12 protein-coding genes are annotated in these 16,649 nt (G+C 59.6%); 4 read left to right on the forward strand and 8 right to left on the reverse strand.

The features are described from left to right. Position 1: 1 nt before the first annotated feature. A complete protein-coding gene (locus ABZS45_RS03015; protein WP_070711317.1) occupies positions 2-784 on the reverse strand; it encodes a hypothetical protein in 783 nt (260 codons plus the stop codon). 122 nt (positions 785-906) lie between these two features. On the opposite strand from ABZS45_RS03015, the gene hflX reads away from it, so the two are divergent. After that, positions 907-2,385: a GTPase HflX gene (hflX, locus tag ABZS45_RS03020; protein ID WP_070731267.1), complete on the forward strand. Its 1,479-nt coding sequence runs from the start codon at positions 907-909 to the stop codon at positions 2,383-2,385. A 34-nt stretch (positions 2,386-2,419) separates the two neighbouring features. Beyond that, complete coding sequence (locus tag ABZS45_RS03025) at positions 2,420-3,769, forward strand: uracil-xanthine permease family protein (RefSeq protein ID WP_412100584.1); 1,350 nt, start codon at positions 2,420-2,422, stop codon at positions 3,767-3,769. A 29-nt stretch (positions 3,770-3,798) separates the two neighbouring features. On the opposite strand, the gene ABZS45_RS03030 is transcribed toward ABZS45_RS03025, so the two are convergent. The 4 genes from ABZS45_RS03030 to ABZS45_RS03045 form a co-directional block, all read right to left on the reverse strand. Further along, entirely contained in the window at positions 3,799-4,122 is a 324-nt protein-coding gene (locus ABZS45_RS03030; protein WP_412100585.1) for a hypothetical protein, read from the reverse strand. A gap of 146 nt (positions 4,123-4,268) precedes the next feature. After that, positions 4,269-4,538: an HPr family phosphocarrier protein gene (locus ABZS45_RS03035; RefSeq protein WP_010190265.1), complete on the reverse strand. Its 270-nt coding sequence runs from the start codon at positions 4,536-4,538 to the stop codon at positions 4,269-4,271. Between the two features lie 58 nt (positions 4,539-4,596). Further along, on the reverse strand, positions 4,597-6,681 hold the full coding sequence (locus ABZS45_RS03040) for a fructose-specific PTS transporter subunit EIIC (RefSeq protein WP_412100586.1): 2,085 nt from the start codon (positions 6,679-6,681) through the stop codon (positions 4,597-4,599). Positions 6,682-6,704: 23 nt separating this feature from the next. Then, entirely contained in the window at positions 6,705-7,676 is a 972-nt protein-coding gene (locus tag ABZS45_RS03045) for a 1-phosphofructokinase family hexose kinase (RefSeq protein WP_412100587.1), read from the reverse strand. Between the two features lie 238 nt (positions 7,677-7,914). Between ABZS45_RS03045 and ptsP the strand changes: the two genes are divergently transcribed. Next, entirely contained in the window at positions 7,915-9,609 is a 1,695-nt protein-coding gene (gene ptsP / locus ABZS45_RS03050; protein ID WP_395419918.1) for a phosphoenolpyruvate--protein phosphotransferase, read from the forward strand. 83 nt (positions 9,610-9,692) lie between these two features. On the opposite strand, the gene ABZS45_RS03055 is transcribed toward ptsP, so the two are convergent. Beyond that, complete coding sequence (locus tag ABZS45_RS03055) at positions 9,693-10,475, reverse strand: DeoR/GlpR family DNA-binding transcription regulator (protein ID WP_070446745.1); 783 nt, start codon at positions 10,473-10,475, stop codon at positions 9,693-9,695. Positions 10,476-10,843: 368 nt separating this feature from the next. Next, positions 10,844-11,566, reverse strand: a complete 723-nt coding sequence (gene lexA, locus ABZS45_RS03060; RefSeq protein WP_070644943.1) for a transcriptional repressor LexA — start codon at positions 11,564-11,566, stop codon at positions 10,844-10,846. Positions 11,567-12,316: 750 nt separating this feature from the next. Between lexA and nrdR the strand changes: the two genes are divergently transcribed. Beyond that, the gene (gene nrdR, locus ABZS45_RS03065) at positions 12,317-12,775 is read left to right on the forward strand and encodes a transcriptional regulator NrdR (protein ID WP_010190258.1); all 459 of its coding nucleotides are present in this window, start codon (positions 12,317-12,319) and stop codon (positions 12,773-12,775) included. Here the strand turns inward: nrdR and hrpA are convergent. Further along, positions 12,772-16,647, reverse strand: a complete 3,876-nt coding sequence (gene hrpA, locus ABZS45_RS03070) for an ATP-dependent RNA helicase HrpA (protein WP_412100588.1) — start codon at positions 16,645-16,647, stop codon at positions 12,772-12,774. The genes nrdR and hrpA overlap by 4 nt on opposite strands. Positions 16,648-16,649: the final 2 nt, after the last annotated feature.

Here is a 16,649-nt window from a genome sequence, read left to right on the forward strand (position 1 = left end):
CTTAGTGGCCTCCGCAGCCTCCAGAGCCACAAGCGCAGCCGCCTTCGCCGCCACAACCACCGGTGGGCAGCGCAATCGAGGCCGTCAACATCGCCGAACCCGCAAGAACGGAATCCTTCGGTGGCAGCTCACCAAAGCTCTCCGGCAGACACAGATCGAAGGGGAAGGTGCCATCCATGACGAGGTGCATGAAGCGCTTACCTGTGAGCTGGTTGTGGCGCCACTCGGATTCCATGACCCGTGCGGAAAAAGTGCAGCCCGGCGTGGGGGATTCGGAACCGGAACCGGCCGCAACAATTGCCGCGCCAGTGGATTCAAACGTGGCTGGGTAGGCACCCTTCTCGGCTTCGTAGGCTTCAGTGCTGTCGAAGGCGGTGACGTCGAGGCCCATCGCGGTGAGCTCTACCTGTTGCCACTGCTGGGTGTCCTCATCTGCCAAGAGCGGGCCCTGCGCCAGGTTCGCCGTTGCTTGCGCGAGAACGTTTCCGAAAGGATCGATGATGTCCAGGTAAGCCAAGACATCGTTGATCATAGAGACGTGAGCGAATCCTTGGGTGACGCCCTCGAAGCCGATAAAGGTGGCGAAAGGTTCGACGGCAAGGATATTGAGTTGCGCCCCGGAAGGATCCGAGAACTGAATGAGTTGTCCTCCGCGAACCTCCCCGGTGACTGCCAGCTGGTTGGTGGAAATGGCGGCTTCGACGGCGTCCTGCCAGCGCTCGTAGTTGAGGCCAATGGCCTGCATCTCTGGGTGGGTGGTCTCTTTGACGGTCATGCGGCCCATTGTATCTGGCGCCGCGATGACTCAAAAATGTTGTCGGTGAGCCTTGCCGCCGGGATCGGCACAAGGTCGTGTGCAACGGAGATTCCCTGTTAAGAGGCGTGACGTGCAAGAATAGAAAACATATGACACAAGAAACCCATGATGATCTCCTCGCGCAGGCTTTTGGTGAGCCCGCGCCCATGCCACAGGTGCCGTCCACCGGTGATTTCGACCTCGCGGAGCGCAATGCCTTCCGGCGAGTGAACCGTAAGACCACAATCCGCTCAGAAGACAGCACCGACATCTACGAGGTGGAGTACCGCAAGCTCCGCCTTGAGCAAGTGATCTTGGTGGGCGTGTGGACCGAAGGCACCGTGGCCGAGGTTGAGGCCACGATGGCGGAGCTTGTCGCGTTGACGGAGACCGCGGGTGCAGAGGTCATCGAAGCCCTGTATCAGAAGCGCGACAAGCCGGATCCTGGAACCTATATCGGTTCCGGCAAGGTGAAAGAGCTCAAGGATATCGTGACTGCCACCGGCGCGGATACCGTGGTATGCGACGGCGAACTTACCCCGGGCCAGCTCACGGCATTAGAACGAGCGCTCAACACCAAGGTTATCGACCGCACCATGCTCATCTTGGACATCTTCGCGCAGCACGCCAAGTCCAAGGAAGGTAAGGTCCAAGTCTCGCTCGCACAGCTGGAGTACCTCTACACCCATACACGCGGTTGGGGCGGTAACCTCTCGCGCCAGGCGGGTGGCCGAGCCGGATCCAACGGCGGTGTCGGCTTGCGCGGACCCGGTGAAACCAAGATTGAGACGGATCGTCGCCGCATCCGCACGCAGATGGCGCTGCTGCGCAAGGAACTTAAAGGGATGAAGACGGAACGCGAGATCAAGCGCTCGCGCCGCGCATCCTCAACGATTGCGCAGATCGCTATTGCTGGCTACACCAACGCTGGCAAGTCTTCGCTCATCAACGCGATGACGGGCGCTGGCGTGCTGGTGGAGGACGCGCTGTTCGCTACCTTGGATCCCACTACGCGCCGCGCCGAGCTGGCCGATGGCCGTCAGGTCGTCTTCACCGATACCGTCGGCTTTGTGCGCCACCTGCCGACGCAGCTGGTGGAAGCCTTCAAATCCACCTTGGAGGAAGTCCTCGCAGCGGACTTGATGCTTCATGTGGTGGACGGCTCTGATCCTTTCCCGCTCAAGCAGATTGAAGCGGTCAACAAGGTCATCTATGACATTGTGAAGGACACCGGTGAGGAAGCCCCGCCGGAGATTATCGTCATTAATAAGATTGACCAGGCTGACCCCCTGGTACTCGCGGAGCTGCGCCACGCCCTCGACCGCGACAATGTCGTCTATGTCTCCGCCAAGACGGGGGAGGGCATCGATGAGCTCACTGCGCGTGTGGAGCTGTTCCTCAATTCCCAAGACGAGCACGTGCAGTTGCTCATTCCGTTTACCCGCGGGGACGTGGTCGATCGCATCCATACCCAGGGCACCGTGCGCAGTGAGGAGTACACGGGTCAGGGCACGCTTGTCGACGTTCGCCTGCCCGCCTCTATTGCCGCCGAACTCAGGGAATTTCGCGTGGCCGGTGAGGACGCTTAGGTTTCAGTGCTCCCGTGAGCCATAATTATGGTTCGTGAGTAATTTTGGCTGGGCCGTCCACGGGGACGGAAAAACGATTAAGCCGGGCGCGGTCGTCGCACCCGAAGAACGATTGAGCTGGGGCCGCACTATCGGCATTGGCATGCAGCACGTCGTGGCCATGTTCGGCGCGACACTGCTGGTGCCCACCCTGACCGGATTCCCGGTCAATACGACGTTGCTGTTTTCAGGCCTGGGAACAATCCTATTCCTCCTGATTACCCGCAACCGCCTGCCTTCCTACCTGGGATCCTCTTTCGCGTTCATTGCGCCGCTGAGCGCCTCCCAGCAGTACGGCATTGGCGCACAGGCGGGTTCCGTCTTAGTGACTGGCCTGGTCCTGGTGGCGATTGGTTTCGCGGTGAAGGCGGCGGGCCGGAAGGTCCTTGACGCCGTCATGCCGCCGGCTGTGACCGGCGCCATCGTGGCACTGATTGGCCTTAACTTGGCGCCCAATGCTGCCACCAATTATTCGAGCCAGCCTCTGGTTGCCACGGTGACGCTGGCGGTCATCATCCTGGCCACCGTCGCTGGTCGCGGCATGGTGTCGCGCCTGTCGATTCTTATCGGTGTCGTTGTCGGTTGGGCTTTTGCGGCTGCCACGGGCAACCTTGGCGAAGGCGCTGTGCAGTCCATCCGCGAAGCAGCCTGGATTGGCTTCCCGCAGTTCCATGCGCCGGAGTTCCACGTCTCCGCCATCGCGGCAGCCCTGCCGGTGCTGGTTGTGCTGATTGCTGAGAACGTCGGTCACGTCAAGGCCGTCTCGGAGATGACCAAACGCGATCTCGATGATCTGGCCGGTGACGCCCTCATTGCAGACGGTCTTGCCACCTCCCTGGCTGGTGGTTTCGGTGGCTCAGGTACTACGACCTACGCGGAGAATATCGGCGTGATGGCCGCGACCCGCGTCTACTCCACGGCCGCCTACTGGGTAGCTGCTATCACAGCCATCGCTCTGGCCTTCATCCCGAAGTTTGGCGCGCTCATCTTTACCATCCCCACCGGCGTGCTGGGTGGTGCTTGCATTGTCCTCTACGGGCTCATCGGCATGCTCGGCGTGCGCATCTGGATGGACAACAAGGTCAACTTCAATAACCCGGTGAACCTCACTGCTGCGGCGGTGGCGCTCATCGCGGGTATTGGCAACCTCACCCTCGACGTCTTTGGCGTGACGCTTGAGGGCATTGCCTGGGGCTCTGTCGGCATCATCGTGCTCTACCCGGTGATGAAGAAGCTCTACGGCTCCATTGGTGAGGGCCGCGGCGCGAAGTACTATACATACCCTCGCCGCCTGAACGGAGTAAAGGCACCATCTGGAGGCTTTGATTTAGAAAACCCCAGGTGAATGTGTGCAGAAGTCTGCATAAGGTGCTTTTACTTCGGTCCCTTTAAAGCTCTCCCCACGAACTCATCATCCAGCCAGACATCATCACTGCCGGAATGAGCCTGTGCGTAGTCCAGCAGCTCTTCCACCGTGTGTATGTATACCTCGTCGTCGGTATGAGTTGGCCACGAAATGGTTTCGGGGTTGGCGAAGTCTGCTTTTCCAATCGGATAATCTCCCGCTAATTGATCCGCCCAGAGGCGTGAGGCGACTCCGTGGTAGAGGGTTTCGGTATCGAGGTCGCCGCGGAACCGGGTCAACGCTCCCATGACCTCGTAGCCGACGTCTGGGGGCGTTGTTGGCTGGCCAGTCATCTCTTTGACTCTACACAGTAGATCACTCAGTGGAGGGGAGAAGACAAGAGAAAGAGCCCGCGCAGACACGGAGAAACAAAAAGCTCCCGCCACCCTCAGTACAAGAGGGAAGCGGGAGCTCTGCCGTTCTATAGACGGAAAGTGCTTTAGGAAGCGTCGAGGTCCTGCTCGATGAGACCGGCGATCTTCTCCACAGCGGCCTCGTTCTCAGAAGTCACGGTGACTTCGTCGCCCTGCTCGGCGCCGAGAGCCATGATCATGAGGGAGGATGCAGCATCGGTCTCATCCTCGTCCTCATCGCCAACGAGGGTCAGGAAGATGTCCTCGTCAAACTCAGCGGCGGCATCGGCGATGATGGAGGCCGGACGTGCGTGCAGTCCGACGGAGGAGCCAACCTTGACGGTCTTAGAAGCCATGATAATAATCCTTTCGAATTACGGTGTTTCGTGCTTACAAGTGTACGCGGCTTAGGCGCTAGGCGGCGGCCTTGGCCTTGTCTGCCTTCGCAGCAGCTTCTTCAGCAGCCTTGTTAGGCCAGAATTGCTTCATCGCGATGACCGCAATGGCGGACACGATGACGCCGGCAAGGATAGCCACGAAGTAGGCCCACGCAGGTTCGATAGCGAAGATAACAAAGATACCGCCGTGCGGGGCGCGAGACATGACGTCCAGGGACATCGACAGAGCACCAGTTACTGCGCCACCGAGCATCATTGACGGGATGACACGCAGCGGGTCGGCAGCAGCGAACGGGATAGCGCCCTCGGAGACGAAGGACAGCCCCAGCAGCCAGGCGGACTTACCGTTTTCCTGCTCCGCAGGCGTGAACAGGTTCTTGCGTACGAAGGTAGCGATGGACAGTGCGATCGGCGGAACCATGCCGGAGGCCATAACGGCGGCCATGATCTTCATGGAAGCCTCATCACCCGTGGACAGGCCAGCAGTAGCGAAGAGGTAAGCAGCCTTGTTGACCGGGCCACCCAAGTCGGAGCACATCATAAGTCCCAGGATGATGCCCAGAAGGACCGCGGAGGAACCGGACATAGAGGACAGCCAGTTCTGCAGGCCTTCCATGATGGCGGCCAGCGGTGCACCGAGCAGCAGGTACATGAGCAGGCCAGTAACCATGGTGGCGAGCAGCGGGATGATGACCACAGGCATGAGGGAGCCGATCCAGCGCGGGACCTTCCACTTGCCAATCCACATCGCAACAAAGCCAGCGATAAGGCCGGTGACCAGACCACCGATGAAGCCCGCACCGAGGGTGACCGCAATGGCACCACCGGCGAAGCCCGGCGCGATGCCCGGGCGGCCCGCCAGCGCGAAGGCAATGTAGCCGGAGAGCGCCGCGACGATGAATCCCATCGATGCTTGACCGATGGCGAAGAGCACGGCGCCGATGTACAGGGCGAACCCTGCCTTCTTGAAGGTCATCATTTCGCCATCAACCATGACGTCATGGCCCGGCAGGTTGGTCAACGAGTAATCGCTGGTAATGGCCTGCCAACCGTTGGCCATGTCGTAGCCACCGAAGAGGAAGCCCAAGGCCAAGAGGAGGCCACCGGCAGCGACGAAGGGCACCATGTAGGACACACCGGTCATGATGGCCTGCTGAATGCGCTTGCCCCAGCCCAGTCCTTCGCCTTCTTCTGCGGAACTAGAGGAGGCTGCGCCTGCCGTGCCTGCGACCTTGTGTGCGTTGGGGTTCTTGGACGCAGCGATAGCTTCATCGAGCATCACGCCCGGCTCGTTGATGGCGCGCTTGACGCCTGATTCAATAACGGGCTTTCCGGCGAAGCGCTCCCGGTCGCGAACACCGACATCGGTAGCGAAGATGACGGCGTCGGCAGCCGCGATGGTGTCTGCAGAAACAGCGGTGTTATTGGAGGAACCCTGGGTTTCTACGGTGAGCTCGACATCGTCGCGCTCCTCGGCGGTTTGGGTGAGGGCGTCGGCTGCCATGTATGTGTGGGCAATGCCGGTCGGGCATGCGGTCACGGCCACGATGCGGGTCTTCTGTGAATCCGCAGCCTTGCTCGCCGCAGGCACAGCAGCCGCAGCTGCAGGTGCCGATTCGCTGGCCGTAGCCTTCTTCTTCGGTTTTTCGGCGTTAACCACGTCGAGTACCAGGGAGACGATTTCCTCCTTGGTCTGCGCGGTGCGCAGAGCCTCCAAGAAGTCCTTCTTCACCAGCGCGCGAGCCAGCTTGGAAAGGATCTTCAGGTGTGCTTTACCGCCACCTTCCGGGGCGGCGATGAGGAACACCAGGTGGGCGTCGCCATCGGGCCCGGAGAAGTCTACACCGCGCGAGAGGCGGGCGAAGGCCAAGGTGGGTTCAGACACTGCGGCGGAGCGGCAGTGTGGGATGGCAACGCCACCGGGGACACCGGTGCCAGCTTTTGCTTCACGCTCGATGGCGGGGCCAGCCAGTTCCTCCACGGAGGTGGCGCGGCCGGTGTCGTGGACAAGCGTGGCCAGGTTGGTAATGACTGATTCGATGCTGTCACCGAAGTCGGCGTCGAGCGCCACAAGATCGGTGGTGATGAGTTCTGATGACATCGGGTACGTACTCCTCAGTACTGCTAAAAGTCGGTGACGGCCTGAACCGTCGTGTGTTCGATATCTAGTTCTTCAGGGGTTGGTATCTGGGTTCCCGGGAGTGCTGCGGCAGCCGAGCCGTAGGCCACCGCTTGGCGCAGGGCTTCCGAGTAGGAGGCACCCGAGCGGCGGGCGAGGATATAGCCGGAGAGCGAAGAATCACCGGCGCCCACGGTAGAGCGCAGGGTAATCGGCGGGGGAGTAGCGGCCCACGCTTCATCGGCAGTGACCAGCACTGCGCCAGCGCCACCCAGGGTGACGAGAACCTCGGGGATGCCGCGCTTGACGACGACCCTCGCGGCCTTGACCACACCGCTAAAATCACCGTTCTCGGCGGCAGCTTCGAGGGCCTGACCATCCACGTTGGCTAGCTGGCCAAGCTCAAGACCATTCGGCTTGATGAGGTCGGGGCTGGCGGTTTCGAGGTTTTCTCCGAGAGCCACCATAGGGGCATCGGAGGTGTCGACGGCTACACGGATGCCGGGGTTGGCTTCGCGCGCGACACAGATGAGCTGCGTGTACCAATCTGTAGGAACGCCTTGGGGAAGAGAGCCCGCCATGACGATCCACTCGGCGTCAGCGCAGAGTTCAGCAACGGCCTGTGCCACGTCTTGCTGAACTGATTCATCGAGCGTGGGGCCGGGTCCGTTGAGTTTGGTCGTACGGCCATCCGGTTCGGTCAGGGTGGTATTGGTGCGCACCGCGTCATGTGCCGGCACGGCGTGCACGGGGATAGACGCGTCAGCGGCGAGGGCTAAGAAAGGGTCTGAGGCCACAGCCGGTAGAAGGGCCAGACTGTCGACGTTGGCGAGCGTTACGGCGTGCGTGACGTTGACGCCTTTACCACCGGCAACGCTGGATACAGACCCTGCGCGGTGTACAGCACCAGGCTCGAGTTCCTCGTTTAGGCGCACGGTGGCGTCGATGCTTGGGTTGGGGGTCAAGGTAAGGATCATTGTGGACAATGTCCCCTTTCGCGGAGTGCGTATATTGGGGGCAAACGCGCCTCGGCGGCTTAAACGAGAACTCCCGTGCGGATTGCCCGTGGTCAGCGTGAAAGTAATGTTGCTTAATGTTGATTATTGCCCGTATGTGTCCGAATGTCAACGGAATCACTGTGGTTTTCGTTGCATTTTTGACCGACTTGTGATGATCTGGATAGAGAAAAACATCGTCTCCGTAAGGAAATGTGTCATGGAAAACGCATCCCCATCCACCATTAAAGGCACCGGCGTCGTCGCCGGCGTTGCATACGCTGAGGCGGTGTGGGTTCGCCCACGCCCAGAACTGCCCACGGCTGGAGAAACCGTGGCGGAAGAGCAACGTGATGCTGAATACGATCGCTTCCTCGAAGCCGCCGACATCGTTGCCAGCAGGCTAGAACAGCGTGCCGCTGGTGCTGAAGGTCAGGCAGCAGAAGTTCTGGGCGCTACTGCTGGAATGGTCAAGGACCGAGGTTGGCACAAGGCAGTGCGCAAGGGCATTCGCAGCGGCAAGAACGCCGAATATGCAGTTGTTGGTGCCACAGACAGGTTTGTCACCATGTTTGAGGCCGCCGGCGGCGTAATGGCCGAGCGCACGACTGACCTCAAGGACGTGCGCGACCGCGTCATCGCACAACTGCGTGGTGAGCAAGAGCCGGGCCTGCCCATGGTTGAAGGGGAGGCGGTGCTGCTGGCGGATGACCTTGCACCGGCGGATACCGCAACCTTGGACACCACCCATATCAAGGCGCTTGTGACCGAGCTGGGCGGTCCCACCAGCCACACGGCAATTATCGCTCGTCAGCTCGACCTTCCGTGCATCGTGGCGGTCGGCGCTGAGCTGCGCACGATTGAGGCGGGAACCCAGATCTTCGTCGATGGCTCCGTGGGAACAGTGGCCCTTGGTGCGGATCGCGCTGCCTCGCTCAAGGCTGTAGAGGAATACCGCGAGAAGGCGGCACGAGTGGCCGAGTGGCGGGGTCCGGCCCAGACCAAGGATGGACACCGCGTGCAGTTGCTCGCCAATGTTGCCGACGGCAACGCAGCTCGCATCGCCTCTGATTCGCAGGCAGAAGGTATCGGTTTGTACCGTACAGAGCTGTCCTTCCTCTCCGCGAGCGAAGAGCCCACCGTGGAGGAGCAAGCACGCATCTACGGCAAGGTTTTCAACGCTTTCCCGGACTCCAAGGTCGTTGTTCGAACGCTCGATGCTGGTTCTGATAAGCCGATCTCCTATGCCACGTTGGACTCTGAGGAGAACCCCGCCTTGGGCGTCCGGGGCCTGCGCATCGCCCGCGATAACGAGGCACTTTTGACCCGTCAGCTCGATGCCATCGCGCAGGCCGCAGAAAAGCGTGCCGAAGGTGCCACGACGTGGGTTATGGCACCGATGGTGGCCACGGCAGTCGAGGCAAAGTGGTTCGCCGAACTCTGTCGCGAGCGTGGGCTCACGGCTGGTGCGATGATTGAGGTACCGGCTGCAGCCCTGATGGCGGATACTATCTTGCCGCACCTCGACTTCGTGTCCATCGGTACTAATGACTTGACGCAGTACACTATGGCCGCTGACCGCCTATCGCCCCAGCTGGCCTACTTGACCGATCCGTGGCAACCGGCCGTGTTGCGTTTGATCCAGCACACCTGCGTGGTCGGGCGCGATAATAACGTTCCGGTGGGCGTCTGCGGCGAAGCAGCAGCTGATCCCATGCTCGCCTGCGTGCTAACTGGCCTTGGTGTGACATCACTGTCTGCGGCGTCGACTGCGGTCGCAGGTGTTGGCGCACAGCTTGCTGAGGTCACTCTTGAGCAATGCCGGAAGATGGCGGATGCAGCAGTAAACGCTGAGGGCCCAGCTGATGCCCGCGCCGCAGTGATTGACCTATTGGAGCAATTCCAAGCGTCCTAGATTATTTTGAATGCGAAGGAGGTGTGCGCCCCTTACTATGCGGGGTGCACACCTCCTGAAACGATCTAGTGGGCGTAAGGCGCCTACTTTTCTGCAGCAATGATCACCTCAATGCCGTGCTCACGCAGCGCTTCAACGTAGGAAGCGGGTGCGCCGGCGTCGGTGATAACGACATCAATTTCATCGAGGGACGCAAAGCTCACGAGGTAGTCATTGCCCAGCTTTGAAGAATCGCACAGTACGACGACGCGGTGCGCATTGGTGACGAAAGCGGACTTGATCGCAGCCTCTTGCGAGTCTGCCGTTGAGAGACCGTGATCAATGGTCAGTGCGTTGGTGCCGACAAAAGCCACGTCGGCACGCATGAGCGCCATGGTGCGAAGGGCGGTATCACCAACCACGGCCTGGGTAATTGCCCGTACTGTACCGCCAAGGAGCTGGACTTCGGATACCCCGTTGCTGGCTAGCGAAAGGGCGATCGGCAGGCTGTTGGAGACGATGCTGAACTGACCTGCCGAATAGCGCTGGCCAATGAGATCAGCAAGCGCATTCGTCGTGGTGCCGGCGTCGAGGAAGATGCTGCCGCCATCGGGGAGCTGTTCCAGCGCAGCGCGCGCAATGGCCATCTTGGCGCCCGTGGCCGAGCGTTGACGGGTATCAAGGGTTAACTCCGCGGTTTGGAAGGATTGGGAGGCAACCGCACCGCCATGGACTCGGTGCACGACTCCTTCCCGGTCCAAAACTGCGAGATCGCGGCGAATCGTCTCAGCGGTAACATCGAAGCGTTCAGAAAGTTCGGTGACATTGACACGGCCTTCGACGGCGGTCAATGAGGCAATTTGTCGGCGACGCTCTTCTGCGTACATAGTTCCTCCCGGTGAAGTCTGCCTGTGGTGGTCACTGCGCCCGCCGCGGAAAGGAAACGGGGCTGGGGCGTGTGAACGAAAAGAACAACGAATGTTGCGGCGATGCTTCTATTGTCCCACTGAAGGTGAAGAAAACGGAACGAAACAAAGAAAAACTCACATTGAGATTTCTGTCTTAGTGTAAAAATTCCGCCATAACCTGCACATATGCAAATGTGTGATGTCGGACGCTAAAGCGGTGGGAATCGGGCATGTACACACACAAGGGGGTAGAAAGAAACAATCCCCCGGCCCTTTACGCCCGCACCGAGTGGACTGGCGCTGCGGGGTGGGTAGGGCCCTGGGGGATGGCTGCGAAGTGATGATTCCTAGAGCTTGCGGAAAACTGACACTACCTTGCCCATGATCTCAGCTTCGTCGCCCTTGATGGGGGAGTAGGCATCATTATGGGGGAGAAGCCAGACGCCGGAGGAGTCGCGGTGAAATTCCTTTACGGTGGCTTCTTCGCCGTCTAGGAGAGCGGCGACGAACTCGCCTTCCTCTGCGACGGATTGTGAGCGAATAATCACCCAATCGCCGTTGAGGATTCCGGCGTCCTGCATAGAATCGCCCACGACCTGTAGCATGTAAAGTTCGCCGCTGCCAAGGATTTCGCCCGGCATGGGGAAATAAGCGTCAACGTTTTCTTCGGCGGTAATTGGGGAACCTGCGGCAATGCGGCCGACAACAGGGATATAGTTCGGCGTCGCTGCGTCCTCGGGGATATCGGGGGTGGAAAGATCCGGAGACTTGTTTGCCTGGCTTGTCTTGCGGCCGGGCTTCTTCGAGTCTTCGGCACCGGGGAAGTGGCGGACATCAACGGCGCGCGGCTTGTTTGGATCGCGGCGCAGGAAGCCCTTCTCCTCAAGCTGCTTCAGCTGGTAGGCCACGGATGATGTGGACTGTAGGCCGGTGGCATCACCGATCTCACGAATGCTTGGCGGGTATCCGCGGAGCATTACGGCATCATGGATAACCTCCAGGATGCGGCGCTGGCGGGCGGACAGGGTGTCGAGGGAAGGGTGGTCGCTTCGCTTGGATTTGCGGGCCATTCTTTCTCCTAAAACTATTGCGATGTGCACATTCGTGGTTGAGGCTTTGGCGTGCCAGGCATGTATGGGACTGCCGGTGGTGCTTCCGCTTTCCTTTTTAGCACGACAGGAAAAAATGTTCGACTGGCGTCGCCGAATTGTGGACAAATTTTCGAGACGGTGCTATAAATCGAACATACACGCTAAATCGAACGGTTGGTCGATGGTGATGTTCGAAAGTGTCTGCCTGGATTCTTATACTTCGGATATTGCGTCGATGGAGAAGGAAGAACTAGAAAGGAGCCGTCATGGCTATCGCTCTCAATAATGCCTCTGTACTGCGTAGGGATGTTCGTCGGAAGCCTCGCAATACGGCAGTGCTGGTCCCTCCGGCGGCAATTTGGGATCCTGTGCAGCGCCAGGTGCGAACCCATGAATTATCACCTACTTCTTCTCGTGGCTCGTCTGTTGTTCGAACGCTCTCTTCGGAGGGTAGAACACAGGGGCGCACGATCAGCTCGGCACCATCCTGTGTTTCTTCCCCGCGGAGTGTGTCGCGGAGCCGGCGTGGAGGGTCGAACGTAGGTAACTATGTTTTGGGCGCGGTCTTTGGCGCTGCAGTCTTTATTGGAACAGTGTGGGGTGGCCTCAGCATCGATAGTGAGGTTCCTAGTAACAATGGTGCTTCAGCTACCGCGGAGGCAACTTCGCGCTAGAATTCCTTGGGCCGGGGAAGCAAGGCGCATCGGCGGAGAGGAAGGTTACGGCACTATGTATTGCCCGTTCTGTCACAATGAACAGTCACGAGTCATCGATTCGCGCGTGATTGATAGTGGAACCTCAATCCGGCGGCGTCGCGAATGCGCCGCATGTAAAGGCCGTTTTACCACGATCGAAAAGGCGGTCCTGTCGGTAGTCAAGCGCAATGGCTTAGCGGAGCCCTTCAGCCGCGACAAGCTGATTCGCGGCGTCAAACGCGCGTGCCAAGGGCGTGATGTAAGTGATGATGCTCTGAAGAAGCTTGCACAAGAAGTCGAGGAGACCGTGCGCAGTCATGGGTCCTCCCAAGTCAATGCCAACGACATCGGCCTTGCCATCTTGGAGCCTCTCCGCGATCTCGATGAGGTCGCCTACCTGCGCTTCGCCTCCGTATACAAGTCTTTCGAAAGCGCAGACGACTTCGAATCGGAAATTCGCCTGATGCGTCGGCGTGACCGCGATAGCTTCTAGCGCAATTTATCCGCGGCCTTTTGGATTCTCCGAACAGACACCGCATGAGCGGTTCCTAGGCGTTGCGCGAAGAGCGATACGCGCAACTCCTCGATCATCCACAAGATCTCCTTAACTTCACGCGTCTTCTCGCGGCCTGCAGGCAAGGAGCGCAAACGATTATTCAGGTAGGCCTTGGCCTCGTCGACATCTGCCTGGCGGTCAGCGTCACGATCTGGATCCAGGTTCATATCATCAAGCCTGATACGTGCAGCCTGGATATAGCGCGGTAGGTGGCGCAAGTGTTGGATTCCATGCACGGTGATGGCGTGCGGTGGCAATAGGAAGTCGAGCTGAGCGCGAATATCATCGATTGCCGGCCCCTCCCAGTGCTTCAGCTCTGCGTTGAGGTTGGAGTACTCTGCCAACCCTGGGGCAATGGCCACCACCGCCTGACGCACACGCCCCGGGACCTCAGGCTTTACGGCGTTCAGCAAGGCGGTAAATTCCTCAGGAGTTCTTACGGGCCCGCCCTTCTCCATCATGATGTCGCGCACTGCGGCTACTCGTGCATCGTTGACCAACCCTTCGGCTCCGCCGTGTGGGTAGGAGTCGACAGCTACCCGCTGCTGTAGCGGTAAGCCCTTGACCATCTGTTGTGCACTCACGGAGATTTCCCGAAGCAACAAGGTGAGGGTGGCGGTGATCATGGAGGCGTCGGCAGCCGCTTTTGTCGGGTGCACCTTAAGAGCGACGCCTTCCTTCGTTGCTACGAGTGCTGGATAGGCGGTGACCTCGTGCCCATCAACGACAGTGGTGACCTCTTCATCGATAGTGCCCAGCGTGTCCTTTGACCATTCCTTGACGGCGGTAGATTCAGCTGCCCGGCCAACACGCGAGACGGAGGACGAGATATGCCCGGCTTGGCGTTGCACGAGCGCCTTCAAGTCCCGATCGGAATCGATGACCTTTCCTCGTTTGTCCACTGCCGCATAGTTCATGCGCAGGTGCGGAGGGAGCTGGTCGGGGCGGAAATCCCCTGCGTTGATGCCTTGGCCGCCCATCTCTTGCAGAACCGCAGCGAGTTGCTCAGTGAGCGCCCCTTCATAGGGCACAAGCTGAGGCAGCGCTCGTTCAGCAAATTCGGGCGCTGGAACCACAGTGCGGCGAAGAGCCTTCGGGAGTGAGCGAATCAGCTCCGTTACCAGCTCTAGCCGCAGGCCGGGTACGAGCCAGTCGAAGCCCTCGGAGTCCAATCCTGCAAGGAGGGGGACAGGGACCATGAGTGTGACACCATCGAGGGGGTCACCGGGTTCAAATTTATAAGAGAGGTCGTAGTCGATGCTTCCCTTCAGCCAACGGTCGGGGAAAGCCTCCTCAGTAACAGCGTGGTCCTCTTCGAGGAGTGCTTCTGGGTCGAAGTCCAAAGAGTGCCTGTTCTTCTGTTTCTTCCACCAAGAATCGAAGTGCCGAGCAGTAGTGACAGACTCGGGGATCCTCTGGTCGTAGAAGTCGAAAAGAGTGTCTTCATCCACCACGAGCCCGCGCCGACGGGCCTTCTCCTCATACTCGGAGGCCTCGGCAAGCTTGCGCTTGTTGTCGTGGAAGAAGTGATGGTGGGTGGTCCATTCGCCGTCGACAAGCGCATTGCGAATGAACATGTCGCGTGCCGCCGCAGGATCGACGCGGTGGTAGGGCACCGTCCGGTCTGCGACCACGGTGACGCCGTACAACGTCGAGCGTTGGGTAACGACCGCTGAGCCACGCCTCCGTGACCATGTTGGATCGGAATAGTTGTGTTTCAACAGATCCTTCGCCAGTTTTTCCACCCAGGCCGGGTCGATGGCGGCAACATCGCGTGCCCACAGGCGCGAGGTTTCCACCAGCTCGGCTGCCATGAGGAACTCTGGTGGCTTCTTTGCGAGCGCTGATCCCGGGAAAACAAGGAAGCGGGTATTGCGTGCGCCAATGAACTCCTTGGAGTTACCGTCACGTGCGCCAATGTTGGACAGCAGTCCAGAGAGCAACGACATGTGGATGTCATCGGGGCGCCGTTCGGTGCCCTCTTGAGCGTTCCACCCGAGCTGCTTGGTGACGTCCCGCAGCTGCCGCACCAGGTCGAACCACTCACGGATGCGCATATAGTGCAGGAAATCGGCCTTCATCCGTTTGCGGAAAGCATTGCCGCTCATCTCCTCGCGAGCTTCTTGCACAAAGTCCCACAGGTTGAGCATTGCCATAAAGTCTGAAGACTTGTCTTTAAAACGAGCATGGGCTTGGTCAGCCTGCGCTTGCTTGTCGGTAGGCCGCTCGCGCACATCCTGGATTGTCATCGCGGCAACAATGACCATGACGTCGTGGAGGCATCCGGAGGTGTTGGCTTCAACGAGCATGCGGGCCATGCGCGGATCCACGGGGATGCGGGCAAGATTGCGTCCAATTCGGGTCAGTACCGGCAGCCCATCTTTTTCTTTGCCCTCGAGTGCGCCCAATTCGTGGAGGAGGAGCAGGCCATCACGCACGGCCTTCGGCTCGGGGGATTGAACGAAGGGGAAGTCGGCGATATCACCGAGGCGCAACGAGATCATTTGCAGGATGACGCTGGCCAGGTTGGTGCGCAGGATTTCGGGGTCGGTGAATTCTGGCCGGGAGAGGAAGTCCTGTTCACTGTAGAGGCGGATGGCAATGCCGTCGGCAACGCGACCACATCGGCCTGAGCGCTGGTTAGCGCTTGCTTGGGAGATCGGCTCAATGGGCAGTCTTTGCACCTTGGTGCGAGTGGAATAGCGCGAGATACGCGCGGTGCCCGTGTCGACGACATAGCGAATGCCAGGCACCGTCAATGAGGTCTCAGCGATGTTGGTAGAGAGCACGATTCGGCGACCGCGGTGCGAGCGGAAGACACGATGTTGTTCCTGGTTGGACAGGCGTCCGAAGAGCGGAGTGACCTCCACGTTGCGCCAATGGCGCCCTTCGATGGCTTCCATGGCATCGCGGATATCGCGCTCGCCCGGGAAGAAGCACAGAATGTCTCCTTCGCCTTCGGCCATGAGTTCTTCGATGGCTTCGCAGAGGGCGTCCAAAGGATCGAGGTCGATGGTCTTTCCACCTGATTCGACCTCGAGCGGGCGGTAGCGGATCTCCACGGGGTAGGTACGCCCCGATACCTCGATGATCGGCGCTGGTTCACCGTGAGCGTCAGCGAAGTGCTTGGCGAAGCGTTCTGGATCAATGGTGGCGGAGGTAATGATCACCTTCAGATCGGGGCGCTTGGGCAGCAGCCTTTTGAGGTACCCGAGAAGGAAGTCAATGTTGAGCGAACGCTCGTGAGCCTCATCGATGATGATCGTGTCATAGGCGTTGAGGAAGCGGTCACGCTGCATTTCTGCCAGCAAGATGCCGTCCGTCATGAGTTTTACAGCGGTGGTGGAGGAGACTCGGTCATCGAAGCGGATGGCATAGCCGACTGAGTCCCCGATGGACTGGTCAAGCTCTTCTGCAATGCGCTCAGCAACCGTGCGCGCTGCCAAACGTCGTGGCTGAGTATGCCCAATGAGCCCTCGGCGTCCGCGGCCGAGCTCCAAACAGATTTTGGGAATCTGGGTGGTCTTTCCCGAACCAGTCTCACCGGCGATGATGACTACCTGATGATTCTCGACAGCTTCGGCGATATCATCGCGGCACCCAGTGACGGGAAGCTGTTCGGGGTAGGTAATGGGTGGTACATGTGCATCGATGGTGCGCACCTTGTCTTGGGCGGCTGCGATATCGGCTCCAATGGCATCCAGGGCCTTGGGGGAGCGGGCCTTGCGCAGGCGACGGCGAAATGTGCGTTCATCACTTAAGGAGACCGAAGCGAGAGCGTCATAAAGGTCTTTGCGAGTAGCAGTCATAA

Source organism: Corynebacterium aurimucosum (genome assembly GCF_046895345.1).
Lineage (GTDB): Bacteria > Actinomycetota > Actinomycetes > Mycobacteriales > Mycobacteriaceae > Corynebacterium > Corynebacterium aurimucosum_G.

Excerpts from the sequence above, each read along its gene's own strand:
- ABZS45_RS03015 (WP_070711317.1), bottom strand. The coding sequence starts at position 784 with ATGGGCCGCATGACCGTCAAAGAGACCACCCACCCAGAGATGCAGGCC.
- ABZS45_RS03030 (WP_412100585.1), bottom strand. The coding sequence starts at position 4,122 with ATGACTGGCCAGCCAACAACGCCCCCAGACGTCGGCTACGAGGTCATG.
- lexA (WP_070644943.1), bottom strand. The coding sequence starts at position 11,566 with ATGGCCCGCAAATCCAAGCGAAGCGACCACCCTTCCCTCGACACCCTG.
- ABZS45_RS03040 (WP_412100586.1), bottom strand. The coding sequence starts at position 6,681 with ATGTCATCAGAACTCATCACCACCGATCTTGTGGCGCTCGACGCCGAC.
- ABZS45_RS03045 (WP_412100587.1), bottom strand. The coding sequence starts at position 7,676 with ATGATCCTTACCTTGACCCCCAACCCAAGCATCGACGCCACCGTGCGC.
- ABZS45_RS03035 (WP_010190265.1), bottom strand. The coding sequence starts at position 4,538 with ATGGCTTCTAAGACCGTCAAGGTTGGCTCCTCCGTCGGACTGCACGCA.
- hflX (WP_070731267.1), top strand. The coding sequence starts at position 907 with ATGACACAAGAAACCCATGATGATCTCCTCGCGCAGGCTTTTGGTGAG.
- ptsP (WP_395419918.1), top strand. The coding sequence starts at position 7,915 with ATGGAAAACGCATCCCCATCCACCATTAAAGGCACCGGCGTCGTCGCC.
- ABZS45_RS03055 (WP_070446745.1), bottom strand. The coding sequence starts at position 10,475 with ATGTACGCAGAAGAGCGTCGCCGACAAATTGCCTCATTGACCGCCGTC.
- nrdR (WP_010190258.1), top strand. The coding sequence starts at position 12,317 with ATGTATTGCCCGTTCTGTCACAATGAACAGTCACGAGTCATCGATTCG.
- hrpA (WP_412100588.1), bottom strand. The coding sequence starts at position 16,647 with ATGACTGCTACTCGCAAAGACCTTTATGACGCTCTCGCTTCGGTCTCC.